Below are 15,566 nucleotides of genomic sequence, written 5' to 3'. Positions count from 1 at the left end.
AAGGTAGTTTTACCGTGGTCAACGTGACCAATGGTGCCTACGTTTACGTGCGGTTTTACTCGTTCAAATTTAGCCTTAGCCATGAATAGACCCTTCTTTATTTAATTGCGGCCTGCCTAAGCAGGCCATACTAAGTTATTAATATGCTTTACGCGCAGCGATGATAGCTTCTGTAACGTTGTTAGGGGCCTCAGAATAATTCAATGGTTCCATTGAATATGAAGCGCGACCCTGACTTAACGAACGCATGTTGGTTGCATAACCAAACATTTCAGATAGCGGAACGTGCGCATCAACGATTTTGATACCACCAGGTGCATCTTCCATACCGTTGATAATACCGCGACGACGGTTCAAGTCACCAACAATATCACCCATGAAGTCGTCTGGTGTCACCACCTCAACTTTCATGATAGGTTCAAGAATAACTGGCTTGGCTTGCAGTGCACCTTTTTTGAAGCCCATCGACGCAGCAATTTTAAATGCCATTTCGTTTGAGTCAACATCGTGGTACGAACCGTCAAACACCGTAACTTTAACGTCAATTACCGGGTAGCCAGCAAGAACACCGTTTTTCATTTGTTCTTGTATGCCTTTATCGATTGCCGGGATGTATTCTTTTGGAATAACACCACCAATCACAGCATTCACGAACTCGTAACCAGCGCCTTCTTCCTGCGGCTCAATCTTAAGCCAGCAGTGACCAAACTGACCACGACCACCAGACTGACGTACAAACTTACCTTCAACTTCTGTTACCGCTCGCAGTGTTTCGCGGTAAGAAACCTGTGGTTTACCCACGTTTGCTTCTACTTTGAACTCACGACGCATACGGTCAACGATAATATCCAGGTGAAGTTCACCCATGCCAGAAATTATAGTCTGGCCGGACTCTTCATCAGTATGTACACGGAAAGAAGGATCTTCAGCAGCCAGTTTACCTAGCGCGATACCCATTTTTTCCTGATCAGCTACAGTTTTTGGCTCAACCGCCACAGAGATAACCGGTTCTGGAAACTCCATGCGCTCTAGCGTGATAATGTGCTCAGGTGAGCATAGAGTATCACCTGTGGTTACGTCTTTAAAACCTATACCGGCAGCGATATCACCAGCACAAACTTCTTTGATTTCTTCACGGGCATTAGCATGCATCTGTACGATACGTCCAATGCGCTCTTTCTTCATTTTAATCGGGTTATATACCGTGTCACCTGACTTGATAACGCCGGAATAAACGCGGAAGAATGTAAGCGTACCCACGAATGGATCAGTTGCGATTTTGAAAGCCAGAGCGGAAAACGGTTCTTCGTCATCTGAATGACGCTCCCCTTCCGACTCGTCTTCGTTAATACCCGTAATGGCTTTTACTTCCGTCGGTGATGGCAAGTAATAAATTACATTGTCCAACATTGCCTGGACGCCTTTATTTTTAAAGGCAGAGCCGCACATTACCAATACCACTTCATTACGTAGTGTTAAATCACGTAGCGCTTGGCGAATTTCATCTTCAGAAAATTCCTCGCCTTCTAAATAGCGCTCCATTAACTCTTCGCTGGCTTCCGCAGCAGCTTCGATCATGTTCTGACGCCACAAATGACTCTCTTCAGCCATATCAGCTGGAATGTCTTCGTAGGTAAACGTCATACCCTGATCTTCCATGTTCCAGTTGATGGCTTTCATTTTAACGAGGTCGATAACGCCTCTGAAATCATCTTCAGCACCAATAGGTAACTGAATTGGAACTATGGTGCTGTTTAATCTGGTTTGCGCCTGTTTAACCACGCGCAAGAAATTTGCACCAGTACGATCCATCTTATTTACGAAGATCATCCGCGGCACTTCATACTTATTGGCTTGACGCCAAACCGTCTCAGTTTGCGGTTGCACACCCGATGATCCACACAGAACGACAACTGCACCATCAAGTACGCGCAACGAGCGCTCTACTTCGATGGTGAAGTCAACGTGACCTGGGGTATCAATCAAGTTGATACGATGCTGTTCAAATTGCTGCTGCATCCCAGACCAGAATGTAGTAGTTGCAGCAGACGTGATAGTAATACCACGCTCCTGCTCCTGCTCCATCCAATCCATTGTTGCAGCACCGTCATGAACCTCACCAATCTTGTGAGAGCGGCCCGTGTAAAACAATACGCGCTCGGACGTAGTGGTTTTACCCGCATCTACGTGCGCACAAATACCAATGTTACGGTAGCGTTCTATTGGGGTTGTACGTGCCACAATTAATCCTCTTTAAGCAAAGCTTACCAGCGGAAATGCGCGAACGCTTTGTTCGCTTCAGCCATACGGTGAACGTCTTCACGTTTCTTAACCGCAGAACCTTTGTTATCAACAGCATCAAGCATTTCACCAGCTAAACGCTGAGCCATTGATTTTTCACCACGTTTACGGGCAGCTTCAACCAACCAACGCATAGCAAGGGCATTACGACGTACAGGACGTACTTCACATGGTACCTGGTAGGTAGAACCACCAACACGACGTGACTTAACTTCAACTGTAGGACGAATGTTGTCCAATGCTACTTCAAAAATGTCTAAATGTTCTTTCTTAGACTTGGTAGCTGCTAATTCTAATGCGCCGTATACAATTGATTCGGCAGTAGATTTTTTACCGTCGACCATAACGACGTTTACAAACTTGGCAAGTAACTCACTTCCGAACTTAGGATCTGGAAGAATTTTACGTTGACCTATGACGCGTCTTCTTGGCATTCGTAACTCCGATTGCTTCAGGTGATTCCAAAACTTTTAATACATTAAAGAAAAAAAGTTGTTTAGTTTGGCCTTACTAACGGAGTACCGTTATTTCTTAGGCCGTTTTGCGCCGTACTTAGAACGGGCTTGTTTACGATCTTTAACGCCAGCACAATCTAATGTGCCGCGTACGGTGTGGTAACGCACACCTGGCAGGTCTTTTACCCGGCCACCGCGAATAAGCACAACACTGTGCTCTTGCAGGTTATGGCCTTCACCACCAATGTAAGAAGAAACTTCGAATCCGTTAGTTAAACGAACACGGCATACTTTACGTAATGCTGAGTTTGGCTTCTTAGGTGTAGTGGTGTATACACGGGTACAAACACCACGCTTCTGCGGGCAAGCTTCAAGCGCCGGAACGGTGCTCTTGGCTACCTTCTGGCTGCGCGGCTTACGCACTAGCTGGTTGATTGTTGCCATTAAATACTCCTGGTTAATATATACCCAATAAACGTGAAAATTCCGCACCCCATATTTGGGGTCGCGGAATTCTAATGGTCAAGCTTTGACCTGTCAAGTTACAAAGCCAATTGCTGCTAATTTAAGCAACAATCGGCCGTGTTTCTTGCTTTACTCGTCGTTGCCCGATAAATCCATGTTCAGTGCGTCAGACAATGCCTGCTCTGCCATCTCTGAACTCATTGCCGGTTCAACAACTTCCGCATTGCCACCACGTTGACGCTGACGGATACGGTTTTGGTGATACGCAAAACCAGTACCAGCCGGAATCAAACGGCCAACAATAACGTTTTCTTTCAGACCGCGCAGTTCATCAATCTTACCGCCTACGGCAGCTTCAGTTAGAACGCGAGTGGTCTCTTGGAACGATGCAGCCGAGATGAACGAGTCAGTCGACAGTGACGCTTTAGTAATACCCAGTAATGAGCGCTCATACTGCGCAGGCATCTTGCCAGCAGCTTCAAGCTCACGGTTGGCGATATTAACGCGTGCTACTTCAGCCTGTTCACCTTCAAGGAATTCACTATCACCAGGGCTAGTAATCAAACACTTACGCAGCATCTGACGAATGATCGTTTCAATGTGCTTATCGTTAATCTTAACGCCCTGTAAACGGTAAACGTCCTGTACTTCGTTGGTGATATAGCTGGCTACATGGTGGATACCACGTAAACGCAGAATATCGTGTGCTGACTCTGGGCCTTCCGAAATAACTTCGCCTTTTTCAATGCGCTCACCTTCGAACACATTGACCTGACGCCATTTCTGGATCATCTCTTCATGTACATCACCCTGATCTGGCGTGATTAACAGACGACGCTTGCCTTTTGTTTCTTTACCAAAGCTGATAACACCTGAAATTTCCGCCAAAATAGCTGGATCTTTTGGTTTACGCGCTTCGAATAAGTCAGCAACCCGTGGCAGACCACCGGTGATATCCCGTGTTTTCGAGCTTTCCTGCGGAATACGTGCCAGAACTTCACCCGAATTAACGGTAGCACCATCAGTAACTTCAATGGTGGTAAAGCTTGGTAGACGTATTTCCTGCAACGCACCGTCATCCATAGTTAGAATAAGTTTTGGCTCTTTAGCGTTTGCTTTGGCCAAATCTTTAACTACGGTACGGGTTAAGCCCGTCAGTTCGTCTTGCTGTACTTCGGTGTTGGTATCATCGATATCGCTATGATTAACCTTAGCACCACGTTCAACGATAATTGGGTGTGAATGCGGATCCCAGTTGGCCACGATTTGGCCAGCTGCGATCTTCGCGTTGTCATCTGTCGTAAGGATTGAACCGTATGGCAGTTTATAACGCTCTTTCTCACGTCCCAGCTCGTCAAATACTGTTACTTCAGCAGAACGAGAGGTGATAACAATTTTGTTATCTGCATTGCGTACGAACTTCGCATTTTGCAGTTTTAACGTACCAGCAGTTTTAACCTGAACGCTGTTCTCTGCAGAAGCCCGTGATGCCGCACCACCGATGTGGAAAGTACGCATCGTTAACTGAGTACCTGGTTCACCGATTGATTGAGCAGCAATAACACCCACTGCCTCACCAGCGTTGATCAAGTGGCCACGCGCTAAATCACGGCCGTAACATTTGGCACAAACGCCAAAGTCGGTCTGACAGGTAATTACTGAACGCACGTGGACTTCGTCAATAGAGTTCTGCTCTAACGCGTCACACAGTTGCTCATCAAGCATGGTGCCATCAGCTACCAGCACATCGCCGTTTGTTGGTGATACTACATCGCCAATAACAACACGGCCTAGTACGCGCTCACGCAGACCTTCTACCACGTCGCCACCTTCAATCAGTGGTTTCATGACGATGCCTTGCTCTGAACCACAGTCGCTTTCAGTAACAACCAAATCTTGTGCTACGTCAACTAAACGGCGTGTCAGATAACCAGAGTTAGCGGTTTTCAGTGCAGTATCGGCAAGACCTTTACGCGCACCGTGCGTTGAGATGAAGTATTGTAATACGCTTAAGCCTTCACGGAAGTTCGCCGTAATTGGCGTTTCGATGATTGAACCATCTGGTTTCGCCATCAGACCACGCATAGCGGCTAACTGACGGATCTGCGCCGGTGAACCCCGTGCGCCAGAGTCGGCCATCATGTAAACAGAGTTAAATGACTGCTGTTGTACCGTATTGCCATCGCGATCAACTACGTCTTCTTTAGACAAGTTGTCCATCATCGCTTTTGACAGTGATTCGTTGGCAGTTGACCAGATATCGATAACTTTGTTGTACTTTTCACCGGCGGTAACAAGACCCTGTTGGAACTGGTCCTGAATTTCGGCGACTTCAGCTTCTGCCGCATTAATAATGTCAGTTTTCGCTGCTGGAATAACCATATCGTTAATACCTACCGATACGCCTGATAACATAGCGTAATGGAAACCGGTATACATGATTTGGTCAGCCAGGATAACAGTCTTCTTAAGGCCGATACGACGGTATGCACCATTTAACAGCTTAGAAATTTGCTTTTTACCCATTGCCAGGTTAATTGAATCAAAGGCTAAACCTTCTGGCAGAATAGAGTACAAAATTGCACGGCCAACAGTAGTGTCGCGCACCGCTGTGGTTTCAGTACGAGTACCGTCTTCCGTGATTTCAACTTCAGTAATACGTACTTTCACTTTCGCATGCAGGCTGGCACAATCGGCGCGGAAAGCTTTTTCAGCTTCCTTAGCACTCTTAAACATCATGCCTTCGCCTTTAGCATTAATTGCTTCACGCGTCATGTAGTACAAACCTAATACAACGTCCTGAGAAGGAACGATAATAGGCTCGCCGTTTGCTGGTGACAGGACGTTGTTCGTCGACATCATCAATGCACGAGCTTCTAACTGTGCTTCAATGGTTAACGGTACGTGTACCGCCATTTGGTCACCGTCGAAGTCGGCGTTATAAGCCGCACACACCAGTGGGTGTAATTGAATAGCTTTACCTTCAATTAACACAGGTTCAAACGCTTGAATACCCAAACGGTGTAGTGTTGGTGCGCGGTTTAACAGTACCGGGTGTTCGCGGATAACTTCATCCAAAACGTCCCATACTGCGCCTTCTTCTCGTTCAACCATTTTCTTCGCAGCTTTGATCGTCGTCGCTAGACCACGAGCTTCAAGCTTGCCATAAATAAATGGTTTAAACAGTTCAAGTGCCATTTTCTTCGGCAAACCACACTGGTGTAAGCGCAGTGTAGGACCTACGGTAATTACAGAACGACCGGAGTAGTCAACACGCTTACCAAGTAAGTTCTGACGGAAACGACCTTGCTTACCTTTAATCATGTCAGCAAGTGATTTCAGAGGGCGCTTGTTCGAGCCTGTAATGGCACGACCGCGACGACCGTTGTCAAGTAACGCATCTACGGCTTCTTGTAACATACGCTTTTCGTTACGTACGATAATATCCGGCGCTGACAGGTCCAAAAGACGCTTCAGACGGTTGTTACGGTTAATAACGCGACGGTATAAATCGTTTAAATCTGAAGTCGCAAAACGACCGCCGTCCAATGGTACCAATGGACGTAAGTCCGGTGGCAATACTGGCAGCACTGTCATAATCATCCACTCAGGCTTATTGCCAGAAGTGTGGAACGCTTCCATCAGTTTAAGACGCTTGCTGATTTTCTTACGCTTGGTTTCAGAGTTGATTGTTGGCAGCTCTTCACGCATTTGCTTGATTTCAGTCGCCAGTTCAATGCCTTTTAATATGTCCAGAATTGCTTCTGCACCCATTTTGGCTTCAAACTCATCACCATGCTCTTCCAGCACGTCTAGGTATTCTTCTTCAGTCAGCATCTGACGACGTTCTAAAGACGTCATACCTGGCTCTGTCACAACATAGCTTTCGAAATACAATACGCGCTCGATGTCACGTAATGTCATGTCCAGCAACAAACCAATACGGCTTGGCAGTGACTTCAAGAACCAGATGTGTGCTGTTGGGCTAGCAAGTTCAATGTGACCCATACGCTCGCGGCGTACTTTGGTCAATGTCACTTCAACGCCACATTTTTCACAGATCACACCGCGGTGCTTTAAGCGTTTGTACTTTCCGCACAAACATTCGTAATCTTTAACCGGGCCAAAAATACGGGCGCAGAATAAACCGTCGCGCTCTGGCTTAAAGGTACGATAGTTGATCGTTTCTGGTTTTTTCACTTCACCAAATGACCATGAACGGATCATGTCTGGCGAAGATAAACCGATACGGATAACATCAAACTCTTCGGTTTTAGTTTGTTGTTTCAGAAACTTTAATAAGTCTTTCACCTTAGCTCTCCTGTAAGAGGTAAACCGGAATGGGGCAGCAAGCTGCCCCCCAACTTAACGTCGGTTTATTCCTCTTCCAATTCGATGTTAATACCGAGCGAACGGATTTCTTTCATTAATACGTTGAAAGATTCTGGCATGCCAGGTTCCATTCTGTGGTCACCGTCTACGATGTTCTTATACATCTTAGTACGGCCGTTAACGTCATCAGACTTAACGGTCAACATTTCCTGCAGCGTATATGCTGCACCGTATGCTTCAAGTGCCCACACTTCCATCTCACCGAAACGCTGACCACCGAACTGTGCTTTACCACCCAGCGGTTGTTGCGTTACTAAGCTGTAAGAACCGGTAGAACGCGCGTGCATCTTATCGTCTACTAAGTGGTTCAGTTTCAGCATGTACATGTAACCTACAGTAACCTTACGTTCGAAGGTATTACCGGTACGGCCATCATACAAGGTTATCTGACCGCTTGACGGTAAGTCACCTAGCTCAAGCAATTGCTTAATTTCGCTTTCTTTAGCGCCATCGAACACTGGAGTCGCTACCGGTAAACCTTTACGAAGGTTCTCGGCTAAACGACGAATTTCGTCGTCAGTGAAGCTTTCGATATCAACGTTCTGACGCGATTCACCCAGTGAATACACTTTATTTAAGAAGCTACGGATTTCCGCTGTTTCTTTGTGCTCTTTGATCATGGCGTCAATTTTATCACCGATACCACGAGCCGCTAAGCCTAAGTGTGTTTCAAGGATCTGACCGATGTTCATACGTGACGGAACGCCCAATGGGTTCAGTACGATATCAACTGGCTTGCCGTGTTCGTCATATGGCATATCTTCTACCGGAACGATAGTTGAGATAACACCTTTGTTACCATGACGACCCGCCATCTTGTCACCAGGCTGTATACGGCGTTTAACGGCCAGATATACTTTAACGATCTTAAGTACACCAGGTGCTAAATCATCACCTTGCACAATCTTACGACGCTTGGCTTCGAACTTCTTGTCGTATTCGATACGAATTTCTTCGTACTGTGTCGCCAATTGTTCCAGATCGTTCTGCTTATCTTCATCGCTTAAGCTTTGATTAAACAGCGCGTCGCCTTTCATGGTATCCAGCTTGGCACGGTCAACACCGCTTTGCTCCAGCAGGTTACGGGCACGGTCAAAAATACCGGCTTCAAGAATACGGAATTCTTCATTCAGGTCTTTCTTAGCCTGTTTGACTTCCATTTCCTCGATTTCACGGGCACGTTTATCTTTCTCTACACCATCACGGGTAAATACTTGAACATCAATAACCGTACCGGTTACTGAGTTTGGTACACGTAATGAGGAATCTTTAACATCAGACGCTTTTTCACCGAAGATTGCGCGTAACAATTTTTCTTCTGGTGTTAATTGGCTTTCACCTTTAGGGGTTACTTTACCAACCAGAATGTCACCGCCTTTCACTTCAGCACCGATATAAACGATACCAGCTTCGTCCAGCTTGCTCAGCGCAGACTCGCCCACGTTTGGAATATCACCAGTGATTTCTTCAGGTCCAAGCTTAGTATCACGAGCGATACAGCTTAATTCCTGAATGTGAATCGTGGTTAATCGATCTTCTTGTACCAGACGCTCTGATAACAAAATCGAATCTTCGAAGTTGTAACCATTCCATGGCATAAATGCCACCCGTAAGTTCTGACCAAGAGCCAGTTCACCTAAATCGGTAGACGGGCCATCAGCCAGTACATCACCACGTTCAATCGGTTCACCATGGTTAACGCAAGGACGCTGGTTAATACAGGTGTTCTGGTTAGAACGGGTGTATTTAGTCAGGTTGTAAATATCAATGCCCGCTTCACCAGCGACCATCTCTTCTTCATTTACCTTGATAACGATACGACTAGCATCAACGTAATCAATAACACCGCCACGCTTAGCAACAACAGTAACGCCGGAGTCTTTTGCCACAACACGTTCAATACCAGTACCTACTAACGGCTTATCAGCACGTAATGTAGGAACAGCTTGACGTTGCATGTTCGAGCCCATCAAGGCGCGGTTAGCATCATCGTGTTCAAGGAACGGGATCAGTGCAGCAGCAACAGAAACGATTTGCTGTGGAGCAACGTCCATGTACTGAACTTGATCAGCCGGCATCAAAGTGAATTCGTTCTTGTAACGACAAGGAACTAATTCTTCAGATAGACGGTTTTCTGCATTCAGTTCAGCGTTGGCCTGAGCGATAACGAAATTACCTTCCTCAATTGCTGACAGGAAATCGACTTCATCAGTTACTACGCCATCTTCCAAACGACGATATGGGGTTTCAAGGAAACCATACTCGTTAGTTTGGGCAAACATAGACAATGAGTTGATCAGACCGATATTCGGACCTTCAGGCGTTTCGATTGGACAAACGCGACCATAGTGCGTCGGGTGTACGTCACGAACTTCGAAACCTGCACGCTCACGTGTCAAACCACCCGGGCCTAGTGCAGAAATACGACGCTTGTGCGTCACTTCTGATAGCGGGTTGTTCTGATCCATAAACTGTGACAGCTGGCTTGAGCCAAAGAACTCTTTAACGGCAGCAGAGATTGGTTTAGCATTAATCAAGTCCTGAGGCATAACAGCGTCTAAATCGCCTAGCGACAAACGCTCTTTCACTGCACGTTCAACACGTACTAAGCCTACACGGAATTGGTTTTCAGCCATTTCACCAACACTACGAATACGGCGGTTACCTAAGTGGTCGATATCGTCCACTTCACCTTTACCGTTACGAATGTCAATTAATACCTTCATAACCGCAAGAATATCTTCTTTGCTTAGTACACCGACACCGGTGCCTTCGTCAAAGTTAACCCGACGGTTGAACTTCATCCGGCCAACCGTTGATAAATCATAACGGTCTTCAGAGAAGAACAGGTTTTCAAATAAGGTTTCAGCAGCATCACGCGTTGGTGGTTCACCAGGGCGCATCATGCGATAAATTTCTACCAGCGCTTCCATACGGTTGCTGCTTGGGTCGATACGAATGGTTTCAGAGACATAAGAGCCTTGATCCAAATCGTTGATATACAGAGTTTGAAAACTCTCGTAACCGGCTTTAGCCAGTTTTGCTAACAGCTCCAATGTGAGCTCTGCGTTCGCCTCGGCAATAATCTCTCCGGTTGAACGGTCAGCATAATTTTTTGCCAGCACACGGCCTACCACGTATTCGTGTGGTACTTCCATCATAGTCATGCCGGTTTTTTCCAGCTGACGTACGTGGCGTGCAGTAATACGACGGCCTTGTTCTACTATGACTTCGCCATCGTTGTCTTTAATATCGAATGCAGCAGTTTCACCACGCAGACGATTGGCAACTACTGCCATTAGCAGTTTGCCATCTTTAATTTCAAACTGAGTGCTTTCAAAGAAAGTACTCAAAATTTCTTCAGTGCTTAATTCCAGTGCACGCAACAGTATTGTAGCCGGCAGTTTGCGACGACGGTCAATACGTACAAACAGGTTGTCTTTGGCATCGAATTCAAAATCTAACCAAGAACCACGGTAAGGAATAACGCGCGCGTTATACAATACCTTGCCTGATGAGTGGGTCTTACCACGGTCGTGATCGAAGAACACACCTGGGCTACGGTGTAACTGAGATACGATAACGCGCTCAGTACCGTTAATCACAAAAGTACCGTTTTCAGTCATCAATGGGATTTCACCCATATAAACTTCCTGCTCACGGATATCTTTGATCGTGCCTGGTGCTTCTTTGTCGAATAACACCATGCGTAATTTTACACGTAATGGTGCTGAGTATGTAACGCCGCGGATCTGACATTCTTTAACGTCAAACACGGGTTCCCCGATGCGGTAGCTGACGTACTGCAATTCCGCACTGCCTGAATAGCTTTTAATAGGGAATACAGAGCGGAATGCGGCTTCTAAACCGTAACCTCCTTCCGGATCAGGCTCGATAAATTTGCTGAATGATTCAATCTGGATCGACAGCAGGTATGGCACATCCAATACTTCTGGACGTTTGCCGAAGTCCTTACGGATACGTTTCTTCTCAGAATAAGAGTAAGTCATGGGGTTCCTCAGCTTGCTGATTTTTTTCCCAACAACCCATTACAGGTCGCTTTTGATACCAGCCATAGTATCAACAGGGGTGGGGAAATCATTGTCCCACAGCGCAAAAAGGCCGGTGATTAATTCATCACCAGCCCAGCCTGAAACTCAGGCGAATAATCCGGTATAAGCCGGATTATTTAACTTCAACAGATGCACCAGCTTCTTCAAGATCTTTCTTAAGAGCTTCTGCTTCTGCTTTTGAAACGCCTTCTTTGATTGCAGCAGGAGCTGATTCAACCAAATCTTTCGCTTCTTTCAGGCCTAAACCGGTAGCGCCACGTACTGCTTTGATAACAGCAACTTTGTTTGCACCAATACCAGCCAATACTACGTTAAATTCAGTTTGCTCTTCAGCAGCAGCAGCAGGACCTGCAGCAACAGCTACAGCAGCAGCTGCAGACACACCGAACTTTTCTTCCATTGCAGTTACTAACTCTACTACGTCCATTACAGACATTGCAGCGATAGCATCTAAGATTTGATCTTTAGTCACTGACATTGCTCAGATTCCTAAATTAGGGGACGTATCCCGATTAAACTCGTCTTCAAACCAAACGTAAAATTACGCGGCTTGCTCTTGTTTTTGGTCGCGAACCGCGGCAATTGTACGTACAAGTTTGCCGGCTGCTGCCTCTTTCATAGTGCTCATTAAACGTGCAATAGCTTCGTCATAAGTTGGTAACGATGCTAACACTTCAATGTTTACTGTGGCGCCATTAAAAGCTGCACCTTTCAGCTCGAAGTTTTTGTTCTCTTTGGCGAAATCTTTAAAGATACGCGCTGCAGCACCTGGGTGCTCTTTAGAGAATGCAATTAACGTCGGGCCTACGAATGCGTCTTTCAGACACTCAAACTCAGTGCCTTCTACTGCACGGCGAACTAGCGTATTACGGACAACTTTCATCCATACGCCAGCTTCACGCGCTTGCTTACGCAGCGCAGTGATATTGCCTACAGTGACACCGCGAGCGTCTGCGACAACCGCAGATAAAGCACCTTTGGCAGCTTCCTGGACTTCAGCAACAAGTGCTTTTTTGTCTTCAAGCTTAATAGCCATGGGCTCTTAACTCCTGGTTCATCCGGGCATAATTGCCCGTTTGCCTACACATCGCTCTATGTTGCCATAAAGCGCGCGATTTACGGTGAGACCAGAAGGAATCTAATTCATTCTGGGGCCTACACCGTCTGCGTAGGTTTGTTGTTTTAAGTTGCGCATTTCAATAGAAAATTGCAACACCTACGGTCTTGGACGGAAGCTGTTATTTCCGAAAAAACACAGCTTCTACCCTAATTTTTGAGCGCGAGATTATAAAATAATCAACGCGCCCTGTAAAGCGTTATAGCTTAAACTGCAGCGTTCAATGACGCCTGGCTTAATGCTAAACCTGCACCATGAGTAGAAGAAATGGTCACTTTCTGAATGAACACACCTTTTGCAACTGATGGCTTAGCACGCTTTAATGCTACCAGTAATGCTTCTAAGTTTTCTTTCAACTTGTCAGCATCAAAATCGATTTTACCGATAGTAGAATGGATAATACCGTTCTTATCGTTGCGGTAACGTACCTGACCCGCTTTTGCATTCTTAACCGCTTCTGCTACGTTAGGTGTAACAGTACCAGTTTTAGGGTTAGGCATTAAACCACGCGGGCCTAAAATTTGACCTAACATCCCTACCACACGCATAGCGTCTGGTGAAGCAATAACAACGTCGAAATCCATTACGCCTTTTTTAACTTGTTCAGCTAACTCTTCCATACCAACAATGTCAGCACCAGCAGCTTTAGCAGCTTCAGCGTTTGCACCCTGAGTGAACACAGCAACGCGAACAGTACGACCAGTACCGTGAGGCAATACAGTTGCGCCACGAACGTTTTGGTCAGATTTACGGGCATCAATACCCAGATTTACAGCAACATCAACGCTTTCTACGAATTTGCCAGCTGTTAATTCTTTTAACAGTGCAACTGCTTCGTTGATGTCGTATTCGCGAGTAGAATCCACTTTAGAACGGATTAACTTAGCGCGTTTTGTTAATTTAGCCATCTGTTAGCCCTCCACCACTAAACCCATTGAACGGGCAGTACCTTCGATGGTACGGACCGCAGCAGCATGATCAGCTGCAGTTAAGTCTGGCTGCTTGATCTTAACGATCTCATCAACCTGAGCTGCAGTGATTTTACCCACTTTTTGGGTGTTAGGACGACCTGAACCACCTTTTAAACCGGCAGCTTTCAATAACAAGAAAGACGCTGGAGGAGTACGGGTTTCGAACGTGAAAGAACGATCGCTATATACAGTAATTACTACTGGGATTGGCATGCCTTTCTCAAGACTTTCTGTACGGGCGTTAAAGCCTTTACAGAATTCCATGATATTCACACCGTGTTGACCCAGCGCCGGACCTACTGGTGGCGACGGGTTAGCCATACCGGCTTTAACCTGCAGTTTAATAAGTGCAGTGACTTTCTTTGCCATGTTTCACCTCTGTTTCTGGGTCGTAGCCTCGTAAGTGCGAGGACAATTACTCAAACGGCTTCCCAACGTTAAAAAGGGCGCAGATTATATTTTAATCAGCGCCCGGTTACAATCTATATATTAGGCTTTCTCGACCTGAGCAAATTCCAGGTCTACCGGAGTAGAACGACCGAAAATAAGAACCGACACTTTCACGCGGCTTTTTTCGTAGTCAACTTCTTCAACAACGCCATTAAAGTCAGCGAACGGGCCTTCAGTAACACGAACCACTTCACCGGCTTCAAACAATGTCTTCGGCTTCGGCTTATCAACGTTATCCTGTAAGCGATTCAGAATAGTCATTGCTTCTTTTTCAGAAATCGGTGCTGGACGATCTGACGTGCCACCGATAAAACCAAGCACGCGAGGTACACTTTTAACTAAGTGCCATGCTTCTTCACACATTTCCATCTGAACCAGAACATAACCCGGAAAAAATTTGCGCTCAGATTTACGCTTTTGACCTGCGCGCATTTCGATCACTTCTTCGGTCGGCACCAATACTTCACCAAATTTTTCTTCCATTTGATGAATTCTGATATGTTCACGCAGAGAGGTTGCAACTCGTTGCTCGAAGCCAGAGAAAGCTTGCACCACATACCAACGCATTTTTTCTGCCATGGTTATATCCCTAATCCTGTTAAAAATGACACGACACGCAATAATATAGCGTCCAGCCCCCACAGCAATAAGCCCATGATCAACGTTGCTACCAAGACGACGATAGTAGTTTGCAAAGTTTCCTGCCGGGTTGGCCAAACAACTTTACGCACCTCTGTACGAGACTCTTTAGCAAAGTTAATAAAGGTTTTGCCTTTTTGGGTTTGTCCTGCCACCACACCGGCGATAATTACCAGCACCACAATGGCAATTGCACGCTCAAGCGCTGATAATTCATAGACATAGTTACCTACCACTGCCAGTGACAAAATAACAAAGACCAGCAACCACTTGATTACATCAAATCCGCTTTTTGGGGTTTCACTTGCTGCGTTCATGCTTTGACTCACTTCACCTAGACTTGCTTATAGCAACACACTACCGGCAGAGCTTACGCTGTGCCGAAAAATATTGGCAGGGGCAGAGGGATTCGAACCCCCAACCATCGGTTTTGGAGACCGCTGTTCTACCAATTGGAACTATGCCCCTACAAGGTTGTAAACCTAACATTTAGTCGGGTTTTCAAATAGCCGCTCATTATACTGTCTTAAGTTACTAACACAAGCATACCGTAGAGTATTGCGGCATTTTTAACGTGCTTTTTGTTTTGAGCGTTTTGCATTGGAAACAAAAAAGGCCCCAACGGAGCCTTTTTTCATCAATCACTTAATTAAGCGATGATTTTTGATACTACACCAGCACCAACTGTACGGCCGCCTTCACG

General features: G+C 46.0%; 11 protein-coding genes and 1 tRNA gene. All 12 read right to left on the bottom strand.

The window, feature by feature from the left end:
• Positions 1 to 138: 138 nt before the first annotated feature.
• The 12 genes from fusA to H595_RS0117910 all read right to left on the bottom strand — a co-directional run bounded on the left by fusA (position 139) and on the right by H595_RS0117910 (position 15,331).
• The gene (gene fusA, locus H595_RS0117965) at positions 139 to 2,241 is read right to left on the bottom strand and encodes an elongation factor G (protein ID WP_027672434.1); all 2,103 of its coding nucleotides are present in this window, start codon (positions 2,239 to 2,241) and stop codon (positions 139 to 141) included.
• Between the two features lie 23 nt (positions 2,242 to 2,264).
• Entirely contained in the window at positions 2,265 to 2,735 is a 471-nt protein-coding gene (rpsG, locus tag H595_RS0117960; protein ID WP_027672433.1) for a 30S ribosomal protein S7, read from the bottom strand.
• A gap of 90 nt (positions 2,736 to 2,825) precedes the next feature.
• Positions 2,826 to 3,200, bottom strand: coding sequence for a 30S ribosomal protein S12 (gene rpsL, locus H595_RS0117955; protein WP_019677787.1), 375 nt, complete (start codon positions 3,198 to 3,200; stop codon positions 2,826 to 2,828).
• 150 nt (positions 3,201 to 3,350) lie between these two features.
• Positions 3,351 to 7,532 carry a DNA-directed RNA polymerase subunit beta' gene (rpoC, locus tag H595_RS0117950; protein WP_027672432.1) on the bottom strand — a complete coding sequence of 1,394 codons (4,182 nt, stop codon included), beginning with the start codon at positions 7,530 to 7,532 and terminating at the stop codon, positions 3,351 to 3,353.
• A gap of 65 nt (positions 7,533 to 7,597) precedes the next feature.
• Positions 7,598 to 11,623, bottom strand: a complete 4,026-nt coding sequence (gene rpoB / locus H595_RS0117945; RefSeq protein WP_027672431.1) for a DNA-directed RNA polymerase subunit beta — start codon at positions 11,621 to 11,623, stop codon at positions 7,598 to 7,600.
• A gap of 175 nt (positions 11,624 to 11,798) precedes the next feature.
• Entirely contained in the window at positions 11,799 to 12,164 is a 366-nt protein-coding gene (rplL, locus tag H595_RS0117940) for a 50S ribosomal protein L7/L12 (protein ID WP_027672430.1), read from the bottom strand.
• Positions 12,165 to 12,227: 63 nt separating this feature from the next.
• Positions 12,228 to 12,722: a 50S ribosomal protein L10 gene (gene rplJ / locus H595_RS0117935; RefSeq protein ID WP_027672429.1), complete on the bottom strand. Its 495-nt coding sequence runs from the start codon at positions 12,720 to 12,722 to the stop codon at positions 12,228 to 12,230.
• Between the two features lie 287 nt (positions 12,723 to 13,009).
• Positions 13,010 to 13,711 carry a 50S ribosomal protein L1 gene (rplA, locus tag H595_RS0117930; protein ID WP_027672428.1) on the bottom strand — a complete coding sequence of 234 codons (702 nt, stop codon included), beginning with the start codon at positions 13,709 to 13,711 and terminating at the stop codon, positions 13,010 to 13,012.
• A gap of 3 nt (positions 13,712 to 13,714) precedes the next feature.
• Complete coding sequence (gene rplK / locus H595_RS0117925) at positions 13,715 to 14,143, bottom strand: 50S ribosomal protein L11 (protein ID WP_027672427.1); 429 nt, start codon at positions 14,141 to 14,143, stop codon at positions 13,715 to 13,717.
• 120 nt (positions 14,144 to 14,263) lie between these two features.
• Positions 14,264 to 14,791 carry a transcription termination/antitermination protein NusG gene (nusG, locus tag H595_RS0117920; RefSeq protein ID WP_370298130.1) on the bottom strand — a complete coding sequence of 176 codons (528 nt, stop codon included), beginning with the start codon at positions 14,789 to 14,791 and terminating at the stop codon, positions 14,264 to 14,266.
• 14 nt (positions 14,792 to 14,805) lie between these two features.
• On the bottom strand, positions 14,806 to 15,180 hold the full coding sequence (gene secE / locus H595_RS0117915) for a preprotein translocase subunit SecE (protein ID WP_027672425.1): 375 nt from the start codon (positions 15,178 to 15,180) through the stop codon (positions 14,806 to 14,808).
• Between the two features lie 74 nt (positions 15,181 to 15,254).
• Positions 15,255 to 15,331: transfer RNA gene (locus H595_RS0117910), tRNA-Trp, on the bottom strand.
• Positions 15,332 to 15,566: the final 235 nt, after the last annotated feature.

Origin of the sequence: Rheinheimera baltica DSM 14885 (genome assembly GCF_000425345.1) — a bacterium.
Taxonomy (GTDB): Bacteria; Pseudomonadota; Gammaproteobacteria; order Enterobacterales; family Alteromonadaceae; genus Alishewanella; species Alishewanella baltica.
This window is presented reverse-complemented; position numbering and strand designations above follow the sequence as displayed.

What these genes read in the sequence shown, in the direction of transcription:
- rpsG (WP_027672433.1), bottom strand. Translation starts at nt 2,735, where the DNA reads ATGCCAAGAAGACGCGTCATAGGTCAACGTAAAATTCTTCCAGATCCT.
- secE (WP_027672425.1), bottom strand. Translation starts at nt 15,180, where the DNA reads ATGAACGCAGCAAGTGAAACCCCAAAAAGCGGATTTGATGTAATCAAG.
- rpsL (WP_019677787.1), bottom strand. Translation starts at nt 3,200, where the DNA reads ATGGCAACAATCAACCAGCTAGTGCGTAAGCCGCGCAGCCAGAAGGTA.
- nusG (WP_370298130.1), bottom strand. Translation starts at nt 14,791, where the DNA reads ATGCGTTGGTATGTGGTGCAAGCTTTCTCTGGCTTCGAGCAACGAGTT.
- rplL (WP_027672430.1), bottom strand. Translation starts at nt 12,164, where the DNA reads ATGTCAGTGACTAAAGATCAAATCTTAGATGCTATCGCTGCAATGTCT.
- rplA (WP_027672428.1), bottom strand. Translation starts at nt 13,711, where the DNA reads ATGGCTAAATTAACAAAACGCGCTAAGTTAATCCGTTCTAAAGTGGAT.
- rpoB (WP_027672431.1), bottom strand. Translation starts at nt 11,623, where the DNA reads ATGACTTACTCTTATTCTGAGAAGAAACGTATCCGTAAGGACTTCGGC.
- rplJ (WP_027672429.1), bottom strand. Translation starts at nt 12,722, where the DNA reads ATGGCTATTAAGCTTGAAGACAAAAAAGCACTTGTTGCTGAAGTCCAG.
- rplK (WP_027672427.1), bottom strand. Translation starts at nt 14,143, where the DNA reads ATGGCAAAGAAAGTCACTGCACTTATTAAACTGCAGGTTAAAGCCGGT.